Origin of the sequence: Heliobacterium mobile (assembly GCF_009720735.1) — a bacterium.
GTDB lineage: Bacteria > Bacillota > Desulfitobacteriia > Heliobacteriales > Heliobacteriaceae > Heliobacterium > Heliobacterium mobile.
Genome location: NZ_WNKU01000009.1, coordinates 97,864 through 122,263 on the forward strand (window position 1 = coordinate 97,864; position 24,400 = coordinate 122,263).

Sequence of the window (24,400 nt, forward strand, 5' to 3'; positions counted from 1 at the left end):
TGATTCTGCAAAGGAGTACCCTATTCCTTCATTTGAAAAATAGACCCTAAAAAAAGCCTTCAGTGACGAAATCAAGCTAAAGACAAATTGAGAATTATTTTCATTTAACCGCGTACTTGGTCGTATTGCTTAATTCAGAGCGAGATCGCCGTATCACAGCACTCATTGCGCCACTCATGTCCTGCAGTGCCCGTCTGCCCATATATGCTCTCTTCACAGCGCTATTCTTTACTGACCATGAAACCCCAGTCGTTTTTTCCCTCTATCTCTTAGGGATTGTGCTGGCGATCGTCATGGGTATTCTCTTCAAGAACACACTCTTTCAAGGTGAATCAGAACCCTTTGTTTTGGAACTCCCTCCGTACCGGATCCCTACCTTGCAAACAGTACTCCTGCAGACCTGGGAAAAAGGGAAAGGTTTTCTCCTCAAAGCCGGCACGATTATCTTCAGCATGTCTGTTCTCATCTGGCTGTTAAGCAGCTTTAACATGGGCGGACCCTCTGAAATCCAAGATAGTTTCTTAGCCGCTATCGGCAGCGTCATTGCCCCCATCTTCGCCTTACACGGTTTTGGTTCCTGGGATGCTGGTGTAGCCATCCTTACGGGAATCATGGCCAAAGAATCGGTCGTGTCAACTCTCGGCATCATCTATGGCGTCGGCGATCTCTCTGATGCGACGGATACGGCGATGCAGATGCAAGACATCGTCCAGGCTCATTTTACTTCCTTGTCGGCCTACGCCTTTATGGTTTTTACCCTCTTGTACACGCCGTGCATGGCTGTGCTCGGCACTCTGAAAAAAGAATTAGGTTCCTGGAAGTGGGTTGTCTTTAGCGCCGGCTACCAGTTTGCGCTGGCATGGCTCGTGTCTTTGATCGTGTATCAGGCAGGGCTGTGGCTCGGGTTCGGAGGTTAGTTTACCGTACCATTCCTTTGACGAGCTGGATTTCTTGCCGCGGCGGCGATAGAATCCTGAGACAAACATCGAGTTTAGTTAAACAAATTTAGTTAAAAAACAAGGAGGAGGAGACTCAATGGCGCTCAGCACTTACCTGGTCAGCGGGGCACTCATCACGGCTATCGGTTGGTTTACCTTGCGCGGATTTATCAAGGAATATAAACAGGTGAAAAAGGGAAGCTGCAGTTGTGCATCGGGAGGAGGCTGCCCCTGCAGTGGAAGCTGCTCCAGTCATGGAGGCAACTCTTCCGGGGGTTCAAGCTGCTCCTGCTGCCCATCATCATCGTAAGCAGTTGTGAACTCGAAACCATCTCTTCCTACGGTATGGCACTCTTCGAAAGTCTCGGAAAAAGGCGAACCGTCACCCGTTCTTTAGAACGAAGGTGACGGTTCTTTTTTATAGGGAACCACTTTTTCCTATAATACTTTTTAACGCCTTTGCCTCTTGTTATAATAATCGTAAGATGTCGTAAAATGAAAAACATTGACAGGAGCGAAGTATCGTGAAAGAAATCGCAATAACCCTTTTGCGGATATTGCTTTCCGGTTCTCTCAGCGTCACCGCCTTCGTTCTCATCTATTTGTTTAATGGCTTTGATCTTCTGCCGGCCCTCGTCACTGGAGGGGCAGCCTATTTCATCTCCTCTTACGTCATAAAGCGTCGCTTCTCCCCCGCCCTTCCTCAAGGCCAGCTTGGTGACGGTTCGGAAGGACGCTTCATCGAGAAGACCCTCAAAGAAGGCCGGCAAAAAGTCAAAACGATTGGTCGCCTGCGCTTTAAAATCCGTTCTATCCCCATTTGGCTGAAGGTATCTCGGTTGTATAAAATCGCTGAACAGATCCTCGCCATCACCACAAAAGACCCCAAACGCATCAAAAAAGCCCAAGCTTTTTTCAATCACTACCTGGACGCCACGATCACCATTTTAGAGAAATACAGCCTGCTCGCGAATCAACCTGTCACCAATCATGAAATTCGTGAAGCCGTAGAAAAAACAGAAGCCGTCTTGAATGACCTTCGCGACGCTTACGAAGCGGAACTTCGACAAGTCTTGTCCAATGACGTTCTCGATTTAGACGTGGAAATCAATGTGCTAAAACAGACTTTAGATGCCAAAAGCATCCCTTCAAAACCTTTTGAGCCATTGAACGCCGATGCAAAAGGAGTGAAAAAGTGACCATGAAGTCATCCTCCTCCGATCCTTTTTCGATTCCCGGCCCCTTCGAATCGCCAGATCCCCTTGCCTCTTCTCCTTCCACAACGATTCCCTCAGTTCCCACCCCGACCCGTTCTTTTCCGCCGGAAACTCTGTTGTCTTCCTTGCCACCGGAGCAACAACGCAAGGCACAGGCACTCGCCCAGCAGCTTCATCCCGACGACAGCCGTACCTTGTTACAGTTTGGCATGCCCGTGCAGACAGAACTGTCTCGTTTCGCCGATACGATCCTCGATCACGTACGAGCCAAGGATTCCGGTCCTGTCGGTGAAATTCTGGGAAATCTGATGTTCAAGTTAAAAGAAGTGGATCCCGACGAACTGAACGAATCGAAAGGGGGCTTCTTCAACAAACTCTTCGGCTCAGCCAAACGTTCCACTGAGAAGCTCCTCGCCCGTTATCAGACCCTGGGCCATGAAATCGATCAGATCAGCCAGCAGTTGGACAAGACCCGCCTGCAGTTATTGCGGGATGTGACCCTGTTGGAGACCTTGTTTATAAAAAACCGCGAATACTTTGAGGAACTGAACGTCTATATCGCTGCAGGCCGGTTCAAACTGGAAGAGCTGCGCACACGAACCATCCCGATGCTGCAGCAAAAGGCGGCCCTCCGTGACGACGCTGCCGTCGTGCAAGAATTGAATGACTATATCCAGTTTTCCGACCGCCTGGAGAAGAAGATCCACGACCTGCTCATCAGCCGCACGGTCACGCTCCAGACCGCGCCCCAGATCCGCTTGATCCAAAACAATGATCACGTGCTCGTCGAAAAAATTCAATCGTCCATCTTGACGACCATCCCGCTCTGGAAAAACCAAGTCGTCCTCACCTTGACCCTCCACCGCCAGCAAAGCGCCTTAGCCATGCAAAAACAAGTGACCGATACGACGAATGACCTGCTGCTGCGGAACTCAGAGATGCTCAAGACGAACAGCATCGGTGTGGCCCGGGAAAACGAGCGAGCCATCGTCGATCTGGAGACCTTGAAAAAAACCCAGGAAAACCTGATTCACACCCTGGAGGAGACACTAAAAATCCAGCAAGAAGGACGGACGAAACGGCAAGAAGCGGAAACTGAATTGGCCCGGATGGAACAGGAACTGAAGAACCGGTTGATGACTATCGTCACATCGACGACTCATCGGTAAGTGAAGGGATACCATGGGAAGACACTCCATCGAGAACCTGGGGACCCTGTTATATACAACTAAGGGCTCTACTTGAAAAAAGGACGGCGTCTATTTCTTAATAAGACGTCGTCCTTTTACTTTCTATCAACATTTTCATTAAAAGTAATTTAGAATCAAGAGATGCAACTGAAGGCAAAATCCGGGGTGTAATGACGAAGCGAGCGTTTTGGGCGGAGCGGCGTCGAGAGCGAAAGTTGCGAAGCGGATAGGTGCGCCATGGTTTACATGCAGAAATGCCCAGAGGTTTGGCGCACCCGCGGAGCAACAGAGCGAACAGCCGTGGAGCCCTTAGCGAGCGGAGTCATTACACCCAGATCTACCAAATGTACCACAAAGTGAAAGACTAAGTGGAACTTTCTAAGCATCGATGGCCGCTTTCGCCTCAATCCTAGCGACTTGCTTTCTCAGGCGCTCCATCTTTTTCCGTTTACGCCAGTTGATAAAATCATCGATAAGCGTATAGAACACAGGGATAACGACGAGCGTGAACACGGTCGATGTGATCAAGCCGCCAATAAGGACGACAGCCATACCGGAACGGACTTCCGTTCCTTCCGTCACCGCCGCCGCTACCGGGAGCATCCCGAAGATCATGGTGAAGGTCGTCATCATGATCGGCCGCAGACGAGTTTTACCGGCTTCCACCAATGCCTCCCGGAGCGGTTTCCCCCGCTCGACGAGCGTATTGGTGTAGTCGATGAGCAAGGTACCGTTTTTCGCCACCAAGCCGTCCATCATGATGATACCGATGCCTGAGAACAGGTTGATCGTCTTTCCGGTAACGGCCAGGGCGATCAGCGCCCCGATCAGGCCTAAGGGAAGCGACATCATCCGGATCATGGGCGTAACATAACTTTCATAGAGAATGGCTAGAACCATGTACACCAAGGTGATCGAAAGCAGGAAGGCCGAGATCAGTTGTACACCCGTCTCTTCCATGTCTTGCGTGGAGCCGGCCTGCTTGATGGAATAGCCGGGAGGAAGTTTCAGTTGGGCGAGGCGCTGGTTGAGTTCGTTGTTAAAGGCGCTTTGGGCGGTGCCTTTTTTTAGATTTCCCGATATGGTAATCGTTCGCTGCCGATCGATGCGGTGAATCTCCGTTGGCCCGCTGCCTTTTTTCACGTCGGCAATCAACCCGATCGGGACCAGTTGGCCCGCTGAAGTCGTGACGGTGATGCGTTTTAGTTCATCCACGGAAGCCTTATTGACACCGTTGAGGCGGACGAGTACATCCACATCATCATCGCCGGTCCGGTAGGACGTGGCCACATCGCCGTTTAAGGAGGCCCGGAGCGTTCGAGAGATATCATCGACCGTAAGTCCGTATGTAGAGGCTCGGGCTCGGTCGATGGTAATCTGCACCTCCGGCTGTCCGAAACGGAAGTTGGAATCGACCTCGATGGCTCCAGGAGTCTCCTTAGCGATCGTCTTTACCTGATCAGCCAGGGTCAACAGCCGGTCGTAATCGGGACCGGATACTTCCAACTGGATCGCTGTTCCTGGCGGGCCGCCGCCTGATTCCGATTCAAGGACCCGAATGTCTCCCTTGGTGAATTGCTTGGCAAAGAGGCGAAGCTCGTCACCAATTTGCCACATCGAGCGGGATCGTTCCGCCTTGGAATAGAGTTGTATACCGATATTGGCTTTATTGGAACCCACTGCAGAAGCTCCGCCGCCGCTGGTTCCGATACTGCTCTGGAAGTATTTGATTTCCGGGATTGTTTTTAAGTACGCTTCGATTTCTTTGACGGCCTGATCGGTCGTCGCCACAGGCGTCCCGTTCGCCATTTCCAAGTTGATGGTCAGTTCGCCTTGGTCCGATTTCGGCATAAACTCGAAGCCAACGAGGCCTAAGGGGATCAAGGTTAAACTGGCCATCACAGCGGCGAGGGCGGCAGCGATGACCGTCTTCCGATGCTTCAGCGCCCAGGCGAGGGCCTTCATGTAATCGGAACTGGATCGATCACCCACCCGCTCCGTCAGGGACCAAAAACGGTTGGAAAGAGGTTCGATTTTTCGCAGGACCCAACCTAAAATAGAAGCCTGCCGTTTTTTCGCTTTTAACTGCTTTGTCTCCGGATCTTCTTCCATATAGAAGCGAGAGGCTAGCATCGGTGTCAATGTAAAGGAAACGAAAAGGGAAAAAAGCGTTGCGATGACCACAGTGAGGCCGAACTGCCGGAAAAACTGGCCCACCATGCCTCCCATAAAGGCAATCGGGGCGAAAACGACCACGTCCGACAAGGTGATGGCGATAGCGGCCATACCGATCTCGGATCGGCCCTCCAAGACCGCTTCCACTGTCCCTTTACCCATGTCTCGGTGCCGGTGAATGTTCTCCAAGACGACGATCGAGTCGTCAACGAGGATACCGATACAAAGGGCCATCCCCATGAGGGACATCATGTTGAACGTAAATCCAGCGAAATACATGCCCATCAAGGTCGAGATCAGCGATGTCGGGATGGCGATGATGACAGTGAGCATCGAACGCCATTCCCGCAGAAATATAAACAAGGCAAATGCCGTCGTTACAATACCCTCTAAGATACTCCAGCGAGTCCCGTTCAAAGATAGATGAACATATTGAGAAAAGTCGCGAGCGATATGGACTTGCACATCGGGCGGCAAATCCTTCTCAATCGCCGGCAAAGCTTTTTTCACAGCATCGCCTACGTCGACAATGCTGGCGTCGCTCTGTTTAAAAACGGCCGCAGCGATCGAGGCTTCTCCATTGAGACGGCTGAAGGTGCGCATCTCTTCATAGTCGTCTTTAACGGTAGCGATGTTTTTCAAGGGAATGCTGTGACCGTTGGCCAAAGGAATCTGGATATCCTCCACTTCCTTGACCGATTTGAACTCACCCATGACGCGGACGTTGTACTCCAGGTCTGGCCGGTCCAATCGTCCGCTCGGTTGGTTCAGGTTCTCTTTATCGAGGCGGTTGACCACCGTATTGACGGACAATCCGTATCCTTCGAGCTTGGCCTTGTCAATCTGGACTTGGACTTGCCGCTTCTTCCCGCCGACGAGGGATACATCGGTGACGCCGGCGACTTTGAGCAACCTCTCCTTCAAGATGTTGTCGACGAGGTCATAGGTTTCTTCGATCGGCCGAGGGCTGACGACCGATAAAGTGATGACTGGAGCCGAGTTCATGTCCATCTTGACGACGACGGGATCTTTGGCGTCTTCCGGCAACTGCCCTTTGATCGAATCGACCTTTTTCTGAACGTCGATGGCTGCCTGATCGGCATTGGCAGACAGCTCAAATTCGACGACAACAAAACCAAAACCCTCGGAGGCTTGGGACATGGTCGACTTGATCTTACTGATGGAGGCGACCGATGATTCAATCGGTTTAAGGACCTGTTTTTCCACTTCCTCGGCGCCAGCGCCGGGGTAGGAAACGCTGACAGTCACATAGGGGATATTCACGTTTGGATACAAGTCGACGCCAAGCATGCGATAGCTATATAACCCCAGCACAACGAACATGAGGACGATCATGGTCATGGCGACAGGCCGCTTGACGGCAAATTCGGTCAGGCGCATGGTTCAGGCTCTCCTTTCTTGGTGTAAGTTCTGAGACTGTTACTGCGCCTGTCCACCGGATGGAGCCTGTTCTGCCGGAGCCGGAGCAGTTTGGGTGCTGCCCTGCTCGGCGATAGCTACGCCATCGGTCAATGTTTTCAACCCGGAAGTGATGATCTTATCGTTCTCGGTGATTCCATCGAGAATCTCAACCAGTTTTCCGTCGGTGATTCCCAGGTGGACTTTCTTCTCAACGGCTTTGCCTTCCACAGCCAGATAGATCATCGGCGTACCGTTTCGCTCGATGATCGCCTCTGTGGGAACGGTCAAAACGTCTGTCTTTTGATTGGTGTTCAGTTGGAATTCGGCAAACATGCCCGGTTTCAATATGTAATCATGGTTATCGATGCTGATCCAGATGGGATATGTTTTCGACTTTTCGTCGGCTATGGGGCTGATTTTAGTGATACGGCCTTTGAACGGTTCTGTCCTTGCCGCCGTGATTTTCACTTCTACTTCCTGCCCGGTCTTGACGTAGTTGATATCCGTTTCGGTCAGGTTGGCTTTGACTTCCACAGTGTCAATGTTCACCACAGTAAAAGCAGGATTGGTGTTCGAAACGTATTCACCTGTGTTGGCACTTCGGTCGGCGATGATACCGGTCACCGGTGAACGCAAAATGGTATCATTCAACTCGACTTCGATTTGGCGAATTTGAGCCTGACTTTGTTGCATTTGGGCCTGGGCAGAAGCGATACTCGCCTGATCATTGGCGACGCGTTTCACCGCCGTATCATAAGCGCTTTTGCTGTTTTCAAACTCGGTCTTCGGGGCTGCACCCGCTTCAAAGAGGGCCTTTTGCCGCTCGTAATTCCGCTGGGCATCGTCGAGGGCGATTTGGTCCATCTCCAACTGAACTTGCGCTTTTTGCAGATTGGCTTCGTTGACAGCGACTCCAGCCTTGGCCGAGTCCAATCGGGCTTGAATGTCGGCGTTGTCCAGTTCCATAAGCACGTCGCCAGCCCGGACCATCTGTCCCACTTCGCCGTTACTATGGGCCACTTTTCCTGTCCCTTTGGGCACGAGTTTCAATTCTTCCTTCGCTTCCAGCGTTCCGTTGAAAGTCAACCGATTAGACAAGCTCGCCCGCTGTACCTTCGCTAGGGAAACTGTCTGTGCGGCCGCTTCTGCCGTGGGCGCTTCCGTCTGTTTCCCGCAAGCTGTTCCCGCCGTCAACAAGACGAGCGCCAGCAGCCCGACGCCCATTTCTTTTTTCACAACATGTTCCTCCTTATTTCTGTCGAGAGCTCTTCCTATCTTCCAATGCTATCTGATTGAATGGGGCTGTCTAAACTTTCCGCTGTCCCCTCTATTAGGATTGACATCCCCCGCATTCCACCGTAGTATTGTTTTAGCAACTAAGATATTTAACTACCAAGACTTTTAAATCGTAAGGGAAGTGGACGTCAATGTCAAGCGAGACAGTGGACAAAGAAACCTATTTGACGAGGATTCAGACACTCTTAGACGAGTTTTTTTATAACATTAAGCAGGCCACTCAGGACGTGGGCGGTGACATTCCCTTGGCAGAGGGACATTTCTTTCTCCTCTACCTTTTGTGGAAGTTCGGTCCCTGTAATTCTACCTATATTGCCGGGCAGTTGGGCGTCACCTCGGGCGCTGTGACCGGAATCACGGATAAACTGGCAGGATTAAACCTTCTCACCCGAGAACGTTCCCTCGCCGACCGGCGGGTGGTCATGTTATCGCTGACTGAGCAAGGGTTGAGCATGATTCAAACAGTGAATCATCGACGCTTTGAACGGATTAACGCCCAGCTACGGTTGTTAAACGCAGACGATTTGGAGAAAGCCGTCGATGTATTGGAAAAGATGAACGGGACCTTACGAGAAAGGGCTCGGTAAAGCCCTTTCCTTCTTTGGCTCGTTTAGCTAGTCCACCTATTAGAGACGATGGAAACGGTAGAAAAGTTACATCTTCACTTAATAACCCGGATTCCGCAAGTTCTCATGATTATACAAAGAAAAATTAGTTTTATTCAGTTTTCTTCCTAAATAAACCACAAGATGCACCTGGATTCCTTACTGTAATCCCCATTAATGTTTATTAAAGCAAGAAAAACTGCATAAACCTAAAAATCAATTGAATGTTTATGCGGCATGCGGATTACGGGTAATAAAAATGAGTTGTTTTAAAAAACGAAAGCTCGCCTCAGCCGGCGGGCTTTTTATTCTGCTTCGTTTGTTTATAATACATCCAAAAATTAACTGCAGCGATGAGCAACATAAATATTCCCATTGTGTATCCATTGATTGCTATCAATGTTGGTTTTGAGTGGGCTAACCAAAGTTGCGTCAAAAATCGTAAGATAATCGCGATGAGGCCAAATCCGGTGAACACAATAGCATTACCCAGGTGTTTATCGATGTACTTACCTTTCATGGTTTACTCCTACAGGATGCCTTTTTATCCACCCAAGGCCTCTACGATAACCTCTAGACCGTATCTCGAAAGGCCCCATTGCCGACAAATATCATCGTCAGCATACTTCCGGCGCCATCTCGGCAGTAATTGTACCTGTTGACGGTAGTGCATCTGATCGAACACTTCGAAAGAGACCAAATCCTCGTAAAGGGAATAGGTGATCAACGGTCCGGGCCGCCGGTAATCGCGCTTTTCTCGAGCGGAAAGTCTGTCTGACGGCATCACCATGCTGCCGACTCGGCCCAATCGCGATGCCCGTCCACGGACACCGGTAGCGGTAGTTTTCTTTTCACGGAGATCTTGGTAATAGAGGCGTTCAATATCTATTTCGGTCTCAGGCAACGGAGCTCCCCCTTTTTGTTCGCTTTATCTTATCCGTTCCCATTTTTGACCGTCGCTAAACAGAAAACCTACCTTCTCTTCATGTTACGCAGAGGAATTTTTTCAGCCTGTTTGTTACGTAGGACTTATTCTTTGAGATGGAGTAACAATTTACGATAGTCATCACAGTGTTTGAGCAGTTGTGAAAGGTTTATTGGAAGAAATACTTCCAAACTAGGGTGATGAACAATAGTCCGAAGGAGGTCATGAGAAAAGCCCTGACCAAATTCGTTCCTTTTCTTATGGCCAGCGTGCTGCCCAGCAGATTTCCCGTAATGTTTGCGAGCGCCATGGGCAGACCGAGAAGATACAATACCTTCCCTTCCAACAGAAAAACGATTAAGGCGCCAACATTTGACGCTAAATTGAACACTTTCGCTGTTCCCGAAGCCATGACCAGGTCTAATCCAAGAAATATGTAAAAGGCCATGATCAGAAAGCTGCCCGTACCGGGTCCTAAAAATCCGTCATAGAAGCCGATCGAAAAACAAATCAATGGAACCTTCTTTAACAATTCCTGAGTGGAAGGCTCCTTATGTTCCTTTCGTACCTTTTGGGGAATTAACGTGATGGCCATGGCGAAGGGCAAGAGAAAGACGATCATTCGCCCAACTTGATCGTTAGGGAAATAGAGGATCGCCTTAGAGCCTAGAAAGGCTCCGAGCAGTGTGAATGCTATTCCAACTGAGACGATTCGCCAGTCGACTTTCTTGCTTCGTACGAAATTAACGAGGGCGAAACTTGTTCCGAAAGTGGAGGCAAACTTGTTGGTTCCCAGCACCGTCTGGGGAGGAAGTCCGGTAAACAAAAGCGCCGGCAGAAGCAAAAGCCCTCCACCACCGGCGATACTGTCTACGAAACCCGCAACAAAGGAAACTGCGGAAAGAATGACCGTCATCGTCAGTAGATCAAAACTCATCTTGTACCTCTTTCATTGGATGGCCCCCCCGCAGGTTTCGCGCAAGTACATACGTTTATGTGATTACTTTTTCAATACCTAACTCCTCTTTCCCTCCGAACGAAGATTCCGTCAATAGGCGTGACCGCCTTTGTTAAGCAAGCTGTTCCAGGCTTTTTGACGGCATTTAATATTTGTGATAACATGTATAAAAAGGGGAGTAGCTCGTAACCAATGATCAACAACCGTTCGATATGAACTGGTCATTTGGAGCCCTTCGCTGAGCAAGACCTTTGTTCTGATGTATCATTAGAGCAAAGGTTTTTTGTTGTCTTTTAAGTGGTGAAAGGAGGATTCCGACATGAACGTAACCACGGCAGGAGATTTTTGGACAGCTGTTCGCCAACAAAAACCTCTGATCGAAGTAAGGGATCAATCATTGATCCGGCAAATTTTACTGAAGCATTTCTCTTTTCGCTTCTTCGGTCTCTCCTTTTTTCTCAGTGCCTTGTGCAGCGCTGTTATCATTCCCTTGCTTGTTTTTCGATATATACCAAGCGATCTAGACTTTTGGCTTTTTGAGGAATTCATCGACTTGCTAGAGCTTCTTGACTTTGACTTTGAACTGGAAAATCAAGAGAACCTCATTTTTATGCGAAATTTCATCAAGTGTTACGTACTCGTCTTTATCCAAGGCTACTTGGCCCGTTTCTTCTTTGTTCGAAGTATCAACGGCCAGTATCGTCTCCGTCAGGATCCGTCCATGTTGGTGGTGAGTCACAGCCTGTCGCCATACACGTCACGTTTTCTCGGAATCCGCTTTTCCCCGACTGTTCCTTCTGCCTGTCCGGAATGCGGTCAGGAGGGTCTTTCTGTGCAGGGAGGGATTATGCAATGCCCTCATTGTCGTTGGGCTGCTTGGAAGAGACATTGAACCTGCGGCTTTTATCCTTTTACTTTCTGCCGTAAGCATCAGCGGCTTTTCGGGCATCCTCCACCGCTGATTCGGGTATCGTTCCATTTTCAGGATTGGCTAACCAAAAAGTATTCGACACCTCCGCGATCAGGCCCTGTATTTTTTGAAGTTGTTCCGATTGTTCTGTCGTCAGTGAGGACGTTGTGCTCACTTCATTGATCACTCGTGCTATGCGAAATGAGCAATCTTGAAAGGAATAGTTTAAGTAACGCCAGGTAGACTGGTTTGTTCCGTCGAGGCGGGAGCGACTTTCCAAAAGTGCTCCCGTCGTCTGCAGGTCGCGACTGATCAGGCTTAAGGAGAACAGGCTTAGGGGTTCCGAAAAAATTCTTTGCATATCTTCCCGGCCGCGATCGAGATAAATTCTCGTCTGTACGGCATTGTCTGAAAGTGCTTCCATTAAACGTTTACTTTGGTTATGACTCTCGGACCAGAAATAGATGTTCAGTTCTACCGAGATGACGAGCGTAATGATCAACCAATGGGTGAGCTTTGACATCTTTCCTCCTGTTGAATCCTCGGATGTTGCGTACATTTTTGGTTTCGCTGAATGTACGATGAGACTATTATTTGCAAAAAACGGATGGATCAAAAAAATCCACGGTGGATGATCCACAGTGGATTTTTTCTCTCTATAAAGTTACTTGGACAAGATGCCCACAGCATCGCGATACTTTTTACCGATCAGGATGACCATGACGGTAAGTACCGCCGGGATGACAAATTCGGGAATCTGTACCGTCGCCTGAAGGCCATGCAAGACCGAAGCAATATACTTGTCTTCTACAATCATCGTTCCCGACGTCCATGCAAGAATACCGGAACCGACGAAAACCAGCCAAGGGTATTTACGCATGACCGTGGCAAGGAGTGTGCTTCCTGCCATAACGATCGGAATGCTGATACCGAGTCCAATGAACAATAAGACCAAGTCACCTTTTGCGGCCCCAGCAATAGCTAAGACGTTATCGGTGCTCATGAGAAGGGCAGCCCAAATAATCGTACCAATCGCTTTTTTCAGATCGGCAGAAGACTTTTGATTCTCGGCATTCTCCTCTTCATTGATGAGCAGCTTTACAGCGATCCAGGCTAATAAGACGCCGCCAACAAATTGGAACAAGGGAATTTGGATCAAAATAGCTGCCACTGAGGTTAACAGCACGAGGAGAACAAAATAACCGCTTGTTCCCCAAAAAATTGCTTTTTTGCGGATAGCTTCAGGTAAGCCCATCGTTGCCATGGCAATGACCACGGCATTATCTCCGCTAAGGAGAAGGTTGATAAAAACAATGTTCAGCAATGTCAAAACTACTTGCCACGTCATCGGCTCACCTCATTTATAAAATATTTCGTATAGGGCCAAACCCCCAGCTTGTACTTGTCTATATTAGCGCATGCATTCTTGTGATGATACCCTTAAATACTGGATAATCTGGATAATGCAATCTGGCATTCCAGTACGCCCTGTTATCAAAGGATAAAAGAAAAAGCCCGCCTAATCGGCGAGCATTTCTTTTCTTTTAATCCCTACTTCTGTTCTGCTCGTACAAATAGTTCCCCTTTGTGATGTAGATGTCCTGTAGATTGGCTTTCAAGTGGCGGCTCATGAAGTCACACTTGACCATAAAGATAAAAAAGGCCTTCCTCTCATCTTCCGCTGCCGTCTCTATGTTCCCCATACCCTTAAGAATGATCACATCACTATCCCGGTAGCGCTGGTTAAATTCAGGGGTGCACTGGCATAGCACCGTACCCGGAATCGTAGAGCCGCTGGGGATGATTTCGGCGTACTGGTCGATCCCGACTTCGCGGGCTTCCTTTTCCGTTACATCGTTTAAGATTGGTGCACTGCGGACAGCGAAGGTGATCTCCACTTGTGGGTAATGTCGGCGAATCGTTTCCAAGACCAGCTTGTCCAGGACGATTTCTCCACAGTTGTCTCCTATATAGAGCAGCGTCTTGGCTGTGGCCAGTTCCTGTTTTAACCGTTCCAAATCGGGATATTCCTGTTCGGTCTTGGCTCCTTTCAAAATAGCTTTTCTCGCCATTTGCTTATTCACTTCACCCAAAATGCCAAAATCGATAATATTGGCAGCAGCACTCAGGCAAACAGCCCTTTTGACAGGATCGTCGCTATCGGCAATTAACTGACGAAAGTCCTCTTCTAAATGCAGCATTTCCCGATTAAAGAGCTCTTTCTCCGCGGCGTACAAGTCTTCGGTGCCTGTGGCTGCTTTGATCTTTTCATAAAACCCTGCCGTCAAGATGGGCGAACAGGTATCTTTATGGATCTGACCATAAAAACCATTCATAGCATCACCAAGAATCCCGTATTGTTCCTGTTCATCGGGAATGAATCTTCGCACCGCATTCGTAAGCTGCTGTACTGTACAGGGGACACAGTCAAAATATAATCTCATGTGATTCTCCTTCAAAAGCTTCTGTAGTCTTCGCTTTCCTAAGCATACTAAGCTAAATGGTTTAAGGTTTAACTTCCTTCCTCATTATGGATGAATCTCCGGTCCTTGTCGACACAGTGTGGCAAAAACAAAAAGTCGGGTTTTGCGCCTTTCGGAGCAGAACCCGACTTTTTCCTGCCTATTTAAAGCCTCGTCCATCCGCCTTAAACTGTCCACTGATCTCATTGTGTTCCCGAACCACCACGTATTCGGCTCCATCTCGGTCTATCTGATACTCTGCAGTCGTAGACCCTGAGCCAGAACCAATGCGCACATATTTTTTCGTCACCTTTTACTCCTCCTCAATCTCTTCCCATCCCTGGTTGGAGATACAGATATTGTTTTGACTTTCATTCAATTTTTGGATAACCCCTTCAAAAAAATAGCCGTCCGTTCGTTTGACTGTTTCAATTATTCCAGAGCAAACGGAAAATTCACCGGACATGTTCGCAGCTCGTTCTGGGATAAAGGGAACATCGAGGAGCAAGTCATGGCTGTACCGGGTGAAGAGAGACCACATTACTTTCTCGAGTTCGGGACTGCAATAGGAGACGGGGAGTTTTAAAGATAAGGCGGCCTCTCGCCGAGAGATCATATAGCTGTGAGAAAACATTTTCTCTGTCAAATTGCTGATGATCTCATCGATTAAGCTCTCTTGTCCGGCATCCATATGGCACAGGAGCAGCTTTTTTGCGATCGATCGGATCAGCGAATAGGTTCGCTGCACGCCGCCGATGGCCAGGGGATGAACATTTTCCACCAGGGTGCAAAAGATGTCATCCATGGATTCATCGGGGATCCCTGCTGCTTCGCGGGCTAATGTGAAGAAGGAGTAAACATCCTCCACATTGATCGGCAGTTTGGCCGCTGCGTTTTCCTTGTCTGTGGGATTGAACATACTCACTACATTCGGGTCGACAGGGCTCAGTTCTCCCATTTTCGTCATGACGAGTTCTGTGGCGCCTAAACAAATCAGCGTCCCAGCACTATAGGCTTTGTAGGGAACAAGGACAGAAAAATGTTCCGTATACTCCCGGATCAGTTCTACGAGCCGGAGAGGGGTATGTACATCCCCCCCTTTAGTAAACAAAAATAAATCGATTTTTTCGAGGTTATCCATCTCTTCTAGGTGTTTATAAATCACAGGAATAATATCCGGTGCGACCCGGGTGCTGACATTTTGACGGTCGCCGCCGATATAACAGATGACGCTCGATTTGCGCATCTCTGAAATGGTCTGTATGAGTTCTCTGCGTTTCTGTGGCATCCTTAACCCCCGGTCTCAGATTATTCCTACAGCTATTTTTCACAACCACTCTTCAATTATTCCCCGCCTTTTCGCATAGAGCCCTTACAGCAAAGCCAAACTAATTTTGGTCGTAGGCTCATTCGATCGTTGAGTGCGTCTCCGCAAGGGACCTTCGACCAACAACGAAGATATTTTTAGGAGGGTCTTGCATGCTCACCAACCAGCAAACGACAAGCGCAAATGCCAGCTTTATCCCTGTCTCGTCAAGCATCTCCAATATGGGAACAACCGTCAACTACAGCCTGATTCCGACCTCTACGATCAATGCCATGCAAAGCAGCATTCCCGTATCAGGCAACTGGATTCAATCGTCCGGAAATCTAGGGACTTTCGCCACGATGACCACCCCGATGGTGGCTGGCATCCAGTCTTCCTGGAATCCGATGATCTCGGCCAGCCAGTTTGCTCAACCTTCCATTAACTTCTCGACGAGCCCTGTTATCTCGACGACCCCTGTCATCTCTGCGGGTCAATTCAATCAACTGGGCAGCGGCTGGACCGGCGTGACCAACTTCGCTTCCATGGCGCTCTCCGGAAATGTCATTGCTCAACCGAGTGTCGATATTTCGGAAACTTCCAGCGATGTCGTAGTTACCGCCTACGTTTCCAACGTTCCCCTCAACAACTTGAGCCTCAACGTGACCGACAACTCGCTCACCATCTCCGGCACCGCTTGGACCGGCACGAACAACCTCGTCATCAACCGGACCGTCGCACTTCCCACGAGCATTCGTGCCGAAGCCGTCGATGCAAACCTACAAAGCAGTGGCGTCCTGGAGATTCGACTCCCCAAAAGCGATAAAATCAGCCGCAAACGCACCACTATCAACCAAGAATCTAAATAGAAAACTTACTAAAAAACCCCTGGCATGTTACATCAAACATCGCCAGGGATTTTCGTTTATGTAGACTCTTTTATAGCAAACCAACGTACCTTACATATGGCCTATCTAATCTGTTTCTAAATACATTCTCTTTTTGGAGGTTATATAAGTTAGCTAATTCTCATGTACAACAGTAGATTTTATGGTAAAATATTACTAATGGCATGTAGTCAGCGCGTTTTGTAAGGAGGCCTCTCATGGATAGACTTTCACCAGAGGGCATTGCCACTATCATATTGCCGATCCTCGAAAAGGCCTTTCATCCCTACGCTGTTATTCTTTTTGGCTCTTCCATAAATAACCGTCTACGACCCGATAGTGATATCGATATCGCTTTTCTTTCTGAAGCCTTTTTCGATGACTTTCCGGTTTTTCAAGTCGGACTAGAATTGGCTGTCCTACTTAACCGCGATGTCGATTTGGTTAATTTGTCGACAGCTTCTACTGTATTTCAAACTCAAGTGTTATCTACAGGTACTCTTATCTTCTGCTGTGACAAACAGCGACTTCTCGAGTTTCATACCTTAGCCCTAAAAAAATATACCCGCCTCAATGAAGAACGACAGTGTATCTTCGATGCAGCAAGGGAGCGAATGCGCCATGATGAGTCCTGACATTGCCTGGAACAAACGAGAAACTATCGAGCGATGCTGGCGACGAGTTCAGGAAGAATACGCTCGAAACCCTGATAACTTGAGCAATTACACCAAACAAGATTCCATCGTGCTCAACATTCAACGAATGTGTGAAACCGCTATCGATTTAGCCGCTCATGTCATCGCCATAAAAAGCTGGGGAATTCCTCAAACCAGCCGAGATATGTTTGAAATCCTTCACCGCCAAGGCGTCATCAATTCTCGTCTTGAAAAGGCGCTGAAATCTATGGTTGGTTTTCGCAATATCGCCGTCCATGAGTACCAGCGATTGAATATGGCCATATTGCAAAACATCATTGAGACTAATCTCGAAGATATTCGGCAGTTCGCTAGAACCATCGTCCAATACCTCGATGATGCTCATAGAGAAAAGCGTGAGACCTGATTTTGGGGCTCACGCTTTTCTTTATGGTCAAAAAGTTGTCTTATCTATTATGCACTCTTTCTATCAGCCATCGTATCCCGGTTTCTCTTTTTCAGTACCCTTTTTATTAAAATAAAATTTCATCCCTAACGTCACCATTCCCAGCAACACCAGCACGATGACGATCCTCCACGCATTGCCCGCTGGATCCCAGATATCATTTCCGAGCACGACTTCGAAGAAGATGCTCGGAATTTTCCCCAAAAAGGTTCCCCAGAAAAAAGCCGAAAAACTGATTGAACTGAGAGCAGCGGCAAAATTGACCGCACCGGAAGGAACCATCGGGGCCACCCGGATCAGGAACATACTCATAAATCCATGCTGGGCCGTCCATGCATCTAATCGGCTAAGCTTCTCCCGTTTTTGCATCCACTGAGCGGCATAGGATCGTCCGTAATACCGGAATAGAATAAAGGCTACCAGAGCCCCTACAACTTCCCCGCCCCAGGAGATGAAAAAAGCCGGGCCAATTCCAAAGACACCTGCTAAAAGGGCCGACATAAAAATGCTAGGCAAAAATCCAAGGAAATTCTGCAAGACTACAATCAAAAAAGAAATGAGCCAAGCTTCCCAACCCAAGGTTCGAAAATCATCCACCAGCGCTGAGAGATTTTGAGCGAAGAGATGGGTTACGATTCGATATCCCGACTCAGATTTTCCAAAGTAGACCATGACGAAAAAAAGGGTGATTAGGATACTAAGGATGGTTATTTTCTTCTTCACGACGTTGCTCCGATCTTCTATTCACTACCTAGAATTATCAATCTCATTATAAAGCATACCTATGAATGATCTATGAAAATTCTTCAGGCTTATCACCCACTTTTCGTCTCCTACATCGGATTTGGCGTCGGCGTTTGAATCTGTAATCCCGGACGGCGAATCGTAATATTCGCACTTGCGCTGACTCTAGCGGTCGAAAACCGCGATTCCCAATCTAAATCATCGTATTCCTGCATCGTGGGAATACTTGTCCGTAAAAATCTCGCCAAATAGAAAGGATCTACCTTTTTTCTTTGCGCTTTACCGACTACGGTGACTATTTCCTCGGAAATTCTTTTTTCCATCTCTTCTTCAAGGATATGAATATTCTCTGTCGATACATAAGGCTCGTATGATACGATTTCTCGGATATTCCCTTCCAAACTGACTTCGATAAAAACATCGGGTCGATCGCCCTTCCATTCAATGGAAACACGAGGCGGCCGTGAACGATTTAACTCTACCGTGAAGGTTTTGGTTGGCTCATTGGGGTCGGTAAAGGTCCAAAACCCTCGTCGATATCGATCACGGATCAGATCATAGATACGTGCATCCCCACCGGGCCACTCCTCCACCATCTTCCCACTATGCATAATCGCGATTCCCAAAAACTCCAGTGGATTTCCACCGGATCGGGGTGCATCTTCCGTCGTTTTCGCCGGAGGTTCCTTCGTCAAGGGAGAGGTCTTCTCTTGATACTTATCCGTCGGCATGGGCGTCACTTTTTCGCCCTCTTTTTCCGCTTGTACCACCTGGTTAATACCCACGATGGGCAATGTCGCCGATACATTCTTTCCTTCCGTTTCGGTCATAAACTCATGCAGTGTCGGAATTCGGCTATAACCTTGCTCGCCCACCGTCCGCACGATTCCTTCCACCCAACGTGAGATGCTCTTTTCCAACAGTGGTACGTTGTTTAGAAAAATATCTCTTGCCTGGCCCTCTTTAGCCACCCATATATAAACGGTTCGGCGAAATTGCGGCGTTCTCGCGAGTACATCAAAATAAGGCCCTACTCCCTCTTTGGCCAGTTTTTCACCAAAGACGATCAGTCGCAAATGGCGAAAATCTAAGCTCCGTTCCACAATGGCGCCGGCAATAGCGATGGCTTCGGCTATGGAGCGAGCCGTTACCGTAATAGGTTTAGTAATTTCCCGGATGCCCTCCGGAGTCCCTTGCCCGCCTCTCTGTGAGATATTTCCCGGTACAGCGATTCGAAAAATGACTTCCAAATTCCCGTCCTTGCTGCGATCGACGCCCATCGTCATGACAAAGGCTCGGGTCTCCACTTCACGATTATCCCAACATCCCGTAAGACATATCATGGTGATCAGAATCAAATAAACAACTCTGCTCCTGATCATTGTTTGCGCCTCAAAAGGGACGTAATTTTCATCCATATCCATAACAGCAAGGGTAGAACGAAAAAAGGAACAGCAATTGAATTGGAGATCACCTCATAATGACGGACAGCTTCGAGCGCTGAAGCTGGAATAAAGGCGATTGTAATGACGAGAACCGCTAAGGGGAACACATAGGGCCGATAATCGGAAGCACGTGAAGCTTGGGCGAAGATCAAGGCATTGAAATACAAGCCCGTTGCGAGCCCGACAGTGGTCATCGTAGCCCAAACGAAGATGAACAGCGGATCTAAACGCTGCCACAATCCGCTATAGGAAATCACCCTGACGAGTGAATAAAGAGGAAATCCGATACGATCACTCATTGGCGGCGGAAATACCATGATGAAACACACTTCAGAGACCACATAGAGAAATGCGGTGAACAGCAGTGTACCGTATCCGACTCGACGAAAAGAACTGTGCTGCCGAAAGAGAGGCGCTATATATCCTAATATCATGATTTCTTTATAGGTCCCGATTTGCAGAGCTCCCGTCCCCACCGTCGCTAAAACCCCATTCCCCCAAAAAGGCGCTAGGTTATAGGCGTTTCCAAATGGTATCACTAAGGCCAAAGCAATCAAATAAACAACGATAATCCAGGGAAATACGTTCCAAGAGACTCGTGTAATCGTTTCTATACCGTAGTAGGCAAGGGCACACATGACTAAAATTAAGGCAATGATGACGGCCGATATCGGTGTGTTCGGTAAAATCGTAGTGATAATAAATTCACCGAATACCCGAACTTGATACCCCACAAAACTTATCAGCAAGATAAAAGAAAGGAGTCCAACCCCAGTTCCTATCCCCTGCCCCCATAGGTGCCTAACCACACCCAGCAACGATTTCCCCGGATACTCGGCAAGTAATCGATCTAGAACGTAGAAGAAGGGGATCGAATAAAAGAGGGTAACGATGGGTACTTGCCATGCAGCTGTCGACGCTGCCGCCGCTACCGATCTCGGGTAAACCATCATAATATCTAAAAATATGAACATCACCATAGTGCCGAAGGTCTCAATTGCACCGACATGGCCATCCTGCTTTACCAACTTCATCAAGGTTGATTACCCTTTCCGTTTATGGAATTGTTCCTTCTGCAATAAAGACAGCTCTATCGGGGTTTGGGGCGACCATGGCCTTGTGACCGTAGCTTGGTTTTTCTGATTTAACGGTCGCAAAAGAGGGGGGCGCTTTTCATCGTAAAATGGAGGGGGGCGCCATAGTACATCTTCCTCTTTGGCAAAGAGCGGGCTCGATGGACTTAGTAAGGGAATCCCAAAGGACCTGATTCTGACTAGGTGGCAGATCAGAATGATCATGGCCAATAAGATTCCGTATATGCCAAAGATGGAACCTGCCGCTAACATCCCTAAACGGATGATCCGCAAGGTATAGGTAAGTTGAAATTGGGGCAAGGAAAAACCAGCCAAGGCTGTCATAGCCATAACGATGATCGATAGCGGGGACACGACACCAGCTTCCACGACAGCCTGCCCAATGATGATCGCACCGACAATACCGATTGTAGGACCGATCGATTTGGGTACACGCTGAGCCGCTTCACGAATAAACTCAAAAGCGATTTCCAAAAAAAGCAGAGACAGGGCTGCGGGAAGTGGGATTCGCTCTCGTGACGATGCAATCGACATCAATAGCTCCGTGGGGATCATCTCGGGATGAAAGTTTACAAATGCTACATACAAGCCTGGCAAGAATATGGTGACGATCATCCCAAAAACCCGGATTATCCTGACAAAAGAGGCTACAGGCCAGCGAAAGTAACTATCTTCCGGTGAATGAAGCTGCGCCCAAAAGGTCACAGGTGCGATAAGGGCCAATGGGCTTCCTTCCATGAGCACAGCCACAGAACCTTCCAGCAAGAAAGCTGCCGTCCGATCCGGACGCTCTGTCAAAGTCATCTGCGAAAAGAGCGATCTCGGGTTGTCTTGAATATACTGTTCCACTCTATACAGGTTGTGAAGGGCGTCCACGTCTAGCGATTTCAGCCTTCGCCGCATTTCACGGACCAACTTGGGATTCGTAATCCCTTTAAAATACAGTAGATACATGGGCCCCCGTTCACGGCGGCCGGCAGGCAACTTTTCGGCGATTAAGTCTGAAGACGCTAATCTTCGGCGAAGCAGGAAGAGATTTTTTTGGACGTTTTCTACGAATCCCTCATAGGGCCCCGTCACAACCGACTCGGTTTGCGTGGTTTCAACTGCCCTGCCCTTGTCTGCGGCGACCTCCAACACCAGTCCTTGTGAATACCCATCCAAAAAAATAAACAGATAGCCTTTTGTGATAGACTGAACCAGCGACTCCACCGTATCTACCTTCTGGACTACATGACAATCGGTCAACAACCCCAATAGGGTTGTGATTTCTACGTTTGTATCGACTGGCGAAGAGTTCAACAAGGGATTAATGACGGACTCTTGCACCATCTTCGCGTCGATGAGACTATCGTAGAACGCGATGAACAGGTTGCCCCAAGGGAAATCGAAAGAGCGGTAGGTAAAATCGGGATTTCGCCGTGCATAGAAGGTCTCTGTTAATAATGCTTCTATTTCCGTCCGTTCATTAGGCAGTGGTGTGACTGGACGCTGCGCTTGTTCTTGTTTTAACTGCCGTGCCAGCTTCACATTGTACAATCCCCGACTGGGGCTCAAGGAAAAAGTCTTGTCCATGGTCGGGGGGGCTACTAAAAATATATTCTTAATCCGTTGCAACCAAGTTTTGAGCATGGAATACCCCTGCGAGAATTTTTCTTAGGTTTCCCTACGGCTGCCGTTATATTCCACCCTATTTCACCAGGTAAAAATAATGTGACCTGTCGTACAGGTCACCACGCTATTTTTCTATTGTGAAAATTATCCGCTATTCTATGAAAAAGTAAGAGGAATACATGACCGCCAAGGAGAAAGTATTCTCATGAGAAAGTGTTTTGACCGGAAGAAAAACACCAAAGCAGGTGGATAGGCATGGATATATTCTTAGGAAGACAGCCTATATATGATACTCATCACAATATTGTCGCTTATGAATTACTCTTTCGTTCGGGTCTAGAGAACTATTATAAAAATATTGATGGTGATTATGCCACGAAAGGCGTCATCACAGATACGTTCTCGTTGATCGGCATACAGCAGATGACCAATGGAAAGCCGGCTTTCATTAACTTTACCCGCAACCTGCTCTTGGAAGATGTGGCCTTTCTGTTGCCTAAAGATTTAGTTGTATTAGAGATTTTAGAGGATGTAGAACCTGACAAAGACATCGTTGACGCCTGTAAACGACTAAAGATGGCCGGATATAAAATCGCTTTAGACGATTTTGTATTCCATGAAAAGTACTTTCCCCTCATCGATCTTGCCGATATCATCAAGGTCGATTTCTTACATACGAGTTCAAGCGAACGGGCTCGCTTGATTAAAGCCTGTTCGAAGCGACCAAACATCAAGTTTCTCGCCGAAAAAGTCGAAGATCTGAAAGATTTTCAAGAGGGCTTGGACTTGGGCTATAGTTTGTATCAAGGCTATTTCTTTAGCAAACCTGAAGTAATCACCAGTCGTGATTTACCTCATTGCAATTTGAATTCCTTGACCGTCATCAAAGAACTATCTCAAAGCGATTTGGAAATCGATAAGTTAGAGGAAATCATAAAGCGTGATGTGTCCTTGTCCTACAAACTGCTTAAGTTTATTAACTCCTCCTTGTTCGGGTTCTCGACACGCATCGAATCGATCCGCCATGCCATCGTCCTGTTAGGAAGAAAAGAGGTCACCCGCTGGGTCACGTTGATTACCTTCCGCAACATGTGTGATATTGCCTTTCCGGAACTCATCAACACGAGCCTGATAACGGCGAAATGCTGCGAAACGCTCGCCCCTTATGTAGGTTTTAAAGGAAGAGCATCGGACCTTTTCCTGCTCGGCTTATTTTCTGTCCTTGATATTTTATTCGGTAAGCCTTTTGCAGAAATATTGGTGGATCTCCCCATCTCTCAAGATGTGAAGCAAGCCCTTTGCGGAGAACCGAATCGATTTCGTTGGCTCTTGGAGGTCGTCGTAGCTTATCGAGATGGCGAATGGGACGAGTTTTCGAGAAACTGTCAGCGACTTTCCTTGGCCGAGGATATCGTTCCGAACGTGTTCTTTGAGTCCTTGGACTGGGTCTCCAGCTATTCAAAGCTATGATTTTTTACAAAAATTTAGCGTGCCACCCGATGTAAGGGGGCACGCTTTTTTGATGCAACCCATTGACTTATTCATAGCGTACTCGCGGTGGCTTCGTAAAATCGCCCCTGTACCACCGGTAATACCAGCGCGATGCCAAGAACGTGAGAGCTATAGTGATCCACGTCCAATACCAAGTCCAGCGAATGTAAATGATTGCGTCCGTATAAACTTCCAGTATTAATTCAAAGACAGTAATTCCGGTAGAGTATACGCTATAATGAACCGCTCGTTTTAGGAAGCTCTCTTTTTCAGGGTAGAACAAGTTGAATAAAACACATATGCCAGGATAAACGAAAAACTCAAAGGTAAAGCTCGCTTTTGTGGCGTTCTGGAAAAAACGTATTGGGTATTCGATCAGGTTATATTCAGCCACCAGGAGACCTAAAAACCAGGTAAGCAATTGTTTGAAGAAGAAGATGACATGGGCGTGACGCACCTTATCCCGGGGTACAAACAAGATCAATAGGATGCCAATAAGAACGATTGAAGCGATTTGAATGGCTATTTCTATCGACACCGGTCCGCCCCCAAAACTGATTGTTTACTATAGGATTCTTCCCCATTTGTCTTACAAAAAAACATTCTTGTCTCAGTACAGA

Annotated in this window: 25 protein-coding genes; 10 read left to right on the top strand and 15 right to left on the bottom strand. The window is 48.0% G+C overall.

Annotation, left to right across the window (positions count from 1 at the left end):
• Positions 1 to 125: 125 nt before the first annotated feature.
• The 4 genes from GJ688_RS09645 to GJ688_RS09660 all read left to right on the top strand — a co-directional run bounded on the left by GJ688_RS09645 (position 126) and on the right by GJ688_RS09660 (position 3,324).
• Positions 126 to 917 carry a ferrous iron transporter B gene (locus tag GJ688_RS09645; protein WP_235910890.1) on the top strand — a complete coding sequence of 264 codons (792 nt, stop codon included), beginning with the start codon at positions 126 to 128 and terminating at the stop codon, positions 915 to 917.
• Between the two features lie 118 nt (positions 918 to 1,035).
• Positions 1,036 to 1,248: a hypothetical protein gene (locus GJ688_RS09650; RefSeq protein ID WP_155476338.1), complete on the top strand. Its 213-nt coding sequence runs from the start codon at positions 1,036 to 1,038 to the stop codon at positions 1,246 to 1,248.
• A 214-nt stretch (positions 1,249 to 1,462) separates the two neighbouring features.
• The gene (locus tag GJ688_RS09655) at positions 1,463 to 2,137 is read left to right on the top strand and encodes a 5-bromo-4-chloroindolyl phosphate hydrolysis family protein (RefSeq protein ID WP_155476339.1); all 675 of its coding nucleotides are present in this window, start codon (positions 1,463 to 1,465) and stop codon (positions 2,135 to 2,137) included.
• A 2-nt stretch (positions 2,138 to 2,139) separates the two neighbouring features.
• Positions 2,140 to 3,324: a toxic anion resistance protein gene (locus tag GJ688_RS09660; RefSeq protein ID WP_155476384.1), complete on the top strand. Its 1,185-nt coding sequence runs from the start codon at positions 2,140 to 2,142 to the stop codon at positions 3,322 to 3,324.
• Between the two features lie 399 nt (positions 3,325 to 3,723).
• On the opposite strand, the gene GJ688_RS09665 is transcribed toward GJ688_RS09660, so the two are convergent.
• Positions 3,724 to 6,921: an efflux RND transporter permease subunit gene (locus GJ688_RS09665; protein WP_155476340.1), complete on the bottom strand. Its 3,198-nt coding sequence runs from the start codon at positions 6,919 to 6,921 to the stop codon at positions 3,724 to 3,726.
• Positions 6,922 to 6,960: 39 nt separating this feature from the next.
• Entirely contained in the window at positions 6,961 to 8,178 is a 1,218-nt protein-coding gene (locus GJ688_RS09670; RefSeq protein WP_155476341.1) for an efflux RND transporter periplasmic adaptor subunit, read from the bottom strand.
• 191 nt (positions 8,179 to 8,369) lie between these two features.
• Here GJ688_RS09670 and GJ688_RS09675 point away from each other — a divergent pair, with 191 nt between their 5' ends.
• Positions 8,370 to 8,825 carry a MarR family winged helix-turn-helix transcriptional regulator gene (locus GJ688_RS09675; RefSeq protein ID WP_155476342.1) on the top strand — a complete coding sequence of 152 codons (456 nt, stop codon included), beginning with the start codon at positions 8,370 to 8,372 and terminating at the stop codon, positions 8,823 to 8,825.
• Positions 8,826 to 9,132: 307 nt separating this feature from the next.
• On the opposite strand, the gene GJ688_RS09680 is transcribed toward GJ688_RS09675, so the two are convergent.
• The 3 genes from GJ688_RS09680 to GJ688_RS09690 all read right to left on the bottom strand — a co-directional run bounded on the left by GJ688_RS09680 (position 9,133) and on the right by GJ688_RS09690 (position 10,705).
• Positions 9,133 to 9,363: a hypothetical protein gene (locus GJ688_RS09680; RefSeq protein ID WP_155476343.1), complete on the bottom strand. Its 231-nt coding sequence runs from the start codon at positions 9,361 to 9,363 to the stop codon at positions 9,133 to 9,135.
• Between the two features lie 24 nt (positions 9,364 to 9,387).
• Positions 9,388 to 9,747 carry a hypothetical protein gene (locus GJ688_RS09685; RefSeq protein WP_155476344.1) on the bottom strand — a complete coding sequence of 120 codons (360 nt, stop codon included), beginning with the start codon at positions 9,745 to 9,747 and terminating at the stop codon, positions 9,388 to 9,390.
• A 190-nt stretch (positions 9,748 to 9,937) separates the two neighbouring features.
• Positions 9,938 to 10,705 carry a sulfite exporter TauE/SafE family protein gene (locus tag GJ688_RS09690; RefSeq protein ID WP_155476345.1) on the bottom strand — a complete coding sequence of 256 codons (768 nt, stop codon included), beginning with the start codon at positions 10,703 to 10,705 and terminating at the stop codon, positions 9,938 to 9,940.
• 340 nt (positions 10,706 to 11,045) lie between these two features.
• Here GJ688_RS09690 and GJ688_RS09695 point away from each other — a divergent pair, with 340 nt between their 5' ends.
• Positions 11,046 to 11,618, top strand: a complete 573-nt coding sequence (locus tag GJ688_RS09695) for a hypothetical protein (protein ID WP_155476346.1) — start codon at positions 11,046 to 11,048, stop codon at positions 11,616 to 11,618.
• A 19-nt stretch (positions 11,619 to 11,637) separates the two neighbouring features.
• Here GJ688_RS09695 and GJ688_RS09700 read toward each other — a convergent pair whose 3' ends face one another.
• The 5 genes from GJ688_RS09700 to GJ688_RS09720 all read right to left on the bottom strand — a co-directional run bounded on the left by GJ688_RS09700 (position 11,638) and on the right by GJ688_RS09720 (position 15,386).
• Positions 11,638 to 12,159: a hypothetical protein gene (locus GJ688_RS09700; RefSeq protein WP_155476347.1), complete on the bottom strand. Its 522-nt coding sequence runs from the start codon at positions 12,157 to 12,159 to the stop codon at positions 11,638 to 11,640.
• Between the two features lie 141 nt (positions 12,160 to 12,300).
• Positions 12,301 to 12,984, bottom strand: a complete 684-nt coding sequence (locus GJ688_RS09705; protein WP_155476348.1) for a TerC family protein — start codon at positions 12,982 to 12,984, stop codon at positions 12,301 to 12,303.
• Between the two features lie 196 nt (positions 12,985 to 13,180).
• Positions 13,181 to 14,080, bottom strand: coding sequence for a damage-control phosphatase ARMT1 family protein (locus GJ688_RS09710; protein WP_155476349.1), 900 nt, complete (start codon positions 14,078 to 14,080; stop codon positions 13,181 to 13,183).
• Between the two features lie 178 nt (positions 14,081 to 14,258).
• Positions 14,259 to 14,408 carry a hypothetical protein gene (locus tag GJ688_RS09715; protein ID WP_155476350.1) on the bottom strand — a complete coding sequence of 50 codons (150 nt, stop codon included), beginning with the start codon at positions 14,406 to 14,408 and terminating at the stop codon, positions 14,259 to 14,261.
• A 3-nt stretch (positions 14,409 to 14,411) separates the two neighbouring features.
• Entirely contained in the window at positions 14,412 to 15,386 is a 975-nt protein-coding gene (locus GJ688_RS09720; protein ID WP_155476351.1) for an SDH family Clp fold serine proteinase, read from the bottom strand.
• Between the two features lie 191 nt (positions 15,387 to 15,577).
• Between GJ688_RS09720 and GJ688_RS09725 the strand changes: the two genes are divergently transcribed.
• From GJ688_RS09725 to hepT, 3 genes are all read left to right on the top strand, one after another.
• Positions 15,578 to 16,273 (top strand): Hsp20/alpha crystallin family protein, encoded by a 696-nt coding sequence (locus GJ688_RS09725; RefSeq protein ID WP_235910891.1) that lies wholly within the window; start codon positions 15,578 to 15,580, stop codon positions 16,271 to 16,273.
• Between the two features lie 236 nt (positions 16,274 to 16,509).
• The gene (gene mntA, locus GJ688_RS09730) at positions 16,510 to 16,926 is read left to right on the top strand and encodes a type VII toxin-antitoxin system MntA family adenylyltransferase antitoxin (RefSeq protein WP_155476352.1); all 417 of its coding nucleotides are present in this window, start codon (positions 16,510 to 16,512) and stop codon (positions 16,924 to 16,926) included.
• Positions 16,916 to 17,353, top strand: coding sequence for a type VII toxin-antitoxin system HepT family RNase toxin (gene hepT / locus GJ688_RS09735; protein ID WP_155476353.1), 438 nt, complete (start codon positions 16,916 to 16,918; stop codon positions 17,351 to 17,353). Before mntA ends, hepT begins: the two co-directional genes overlap by 11 nt.
• Before the next feature lie 63 nt (positions 17,354 to 17,416).
• Here hepT and GJ688_RS09740 read toward each other — a convergent pair whose 3' ends face one another.
• From GJ688_RS09740 to GJ688_RS09755, 4 genes are all read right to left on the bottom strand, one after another.
• Positions 17,417 to 18,115, bottom strand: coding sequence for a TVP38/TMEM64 family protein (locus tag GJ688_RS09740; protein ID WP_155476354.1), 699 nt, complete (start codon positions 18,113 to 18,115; stop codon positions 17,417 to 17,419).
• A gap of 110 nt (positions 18,116 to 18,225) precedes the next feature.
• On the bottom strand, positions 18,226 to 19,518 hold the full coding sequence (locus GJ688_RS09745) for a Ger(x)C family spore germination protein (RefSeq protein WP_170291842.1): 1,293 nt from the start codon (positions 19,516 to 19,518) through the stop codon (positions 18,226 to 18,228).
• Entirely contained in the window at positions 19,515 to 20,615 is a 1,101-nt protein-coding gene (locus GJ688_RS09750; protein ID WP_155476356.1) for a GerAB/ArcD/ProY family transporter, read from the bottom strand. The genes GJ688_RS09745 and GJ688_RS09750 overlap by 4 nt, the downstream gene beginning before the upstream one ends.
• A 9-nt stretch (positions 20,616 to 20,624) precedes the next feature.
• Positions 20,625 to 22,307 carry a spore germination protein gene (locus GJ688_RS09755; protein WP_155476357.1) on the bottom strand — a complete coding sequence of 561 codons (1,683 nt, stop codon included), beginning with the start codon at positions 22,305 to 22,307 and terminating at the stop codon, positions 20,625 to 20,627.
• Positions 22,308 to 22,544: 237 nt separating this feature from the next.
• Between GJ688_RS09755 and GJ688_RS09760 the strand changes: the two genes are divergently transcribed.
• Positions 22,545 to 23,759, top strand: a complete 1,215-nt coding sequence (locus tag GJ688_RS09760) for an EAL and HDOD domain-containing protein (protein WP_155476358.1) — start codon at positions 22,545 to 22,547, stop codon at positions 23,757 to 23,759.
• A gap of 67 nt (positions 23,760 to 23,826) precedes the next feature.
• Here the strand turns inward: GJ688_RS09760 and GJ688_RS09765 are convergent, their stop codons facing one another.
• The gene (locus GJ688_RS09765; RefSeq protein WP_170291843.1) at positions 23,827 to 24,318 is read right to left on the bottom strand and encodes a CBO0543 family protein; all 492 of its coding nucleotides are present in this window, start codon (positions 24,316 to 24,318) and stop codon (positions 23,827 to 23,829) included.
• Between the last annotated feature and the right edge of the window lie 82 nt (positions 24,319 to 24,400).

Excerpts from the sequence above, each read along its gene's own strand:
- GJ688_RS09690 (WP_155476345.1), bottom strand. The coding sequence starts at position 10,705 with ATGAGTTTTGATCTACTGACGATGACGGTCATTCTTTCCGCAGTTTCC.
- GJ688_RS09745 (WP_170291842.1), bottom strand. The coding sequence starts at position 19,518 with ATGATCAGGAGCAGAGTTGTTTATTTGATTCTGATCACCATGATATGT.
- GJ688_RS09675 (WP_155476342.1), top strand. The coding sequence starts at position 8,370 with ATGTCAAGCGAGACAGTGGACAAAGAAACCTATTTGACGAGGATTCAG.
- GJ688_RS09665 (WP_155476340.1), bottom strand. The coding sequence starts at position 6,921 with ATGCGCCTGACCGAATTTGCCGTCAAGCGGCCTGTCGCCATGACCATG.
- GJ688_RS09705 (WP_155476348.1), bottom strand. The coding sequence starts at position 12,984 with ATGACGTGGCAAGTAGTTTTGACATTGCTGAACATTGTTTTTATCAAC.
- GJ688_RS09725 (WP_235910891.1), top strand. The coding sequence starts at position 15,578 with ATGCTCACCAACCAGCAAACGACAAGCGCAAATGCCAGCTTTATCCCT.
- mntA (WP_155476352.1), top strand. The coding sequence starts at position 16,510 with ATGGATAGACTTTCACCAGAGGGCATTGCCACTATCATATTGCCGATC.
- GJ688_RS09700 (WP_155476347.1), bottom strand. The coding sequence starts at position 12,159 with ATGTCAAAGCTCACCCATTGGTTGATCATTACGCTCGTCATCTCGGTA.
- GJ688_RS09710 (WP_155476349.1), bottom strand. The coding sequence starts at position 14,080 with ATGAGATTATATTTTGACTGTGTCCCCTGTACAGTACAGCAGCTTACG.
- hepT (WP_155476353.1), top strand. The coding sequence starts at position 16,916 with ATGAGTCCTGACATTGCCTGGAACAAACGAGAAACTATCGAGCGATGC.
- GJ688_RS09720 (WP_155476351.1), bottom strand. The coding sequence starts at position 15,386 with ATGCCACAGAAACGCAGAGAACTCATACAGACCATTTCAGAGATGCGC.
- GJ688_RS09695 (WP_155476346.1), top strand. The coding sequence starts at position 11,046 with ATGAACGTAACCACGGCAGGAGATTTTTGGACAGCTGTTCGCCAACAA.
- GJ688_RS09660 (WP_155476384.1), top strand. The coding sequence starts at position 2,140 with ATGAAGTCATCCTCCTCCGATCCTTTTTCGATTCCCGGCCCCTTCGAA.
- GJ688_RS09755 (WP_155476357.1), bottom strand. The coding sequence starts at position 22,307 with ATGCTCAAAACTTGGTTGCAACGGATTAAGAATATATTTTTAGTAGCC.
- GJ688_RS09680 (WP_155476343.1), bottom strand. The coding sequence starts at position 9,363 with ATGAAAGGTAAGTACATCGATAAACACCTGGGTAATGCTATTGTGTTC.
- GJ688_RS09650 (WP_155476338.1), top strand. The coding sequence starts at position 1,036 with ATGGCGCTCAGCACTTACCTGGTCAGCGGGGCACTCATCACGGCTATC.
- GJ688_RS09750 (WP_155476356.1), bottom strand. The coding sequence starts at position 20,615 with ATGAAGTTGGTAAAGCAGGATGGCCATGTCGGTGCAATTGAGACCTTC.
- GJ688_RS09760 (WP_155476358.1), top strand. The coding sequence starts at position 22,545 with ATGGATATATTCTTAGGAAGACAGCCTATATATGATACTCATCACAAT.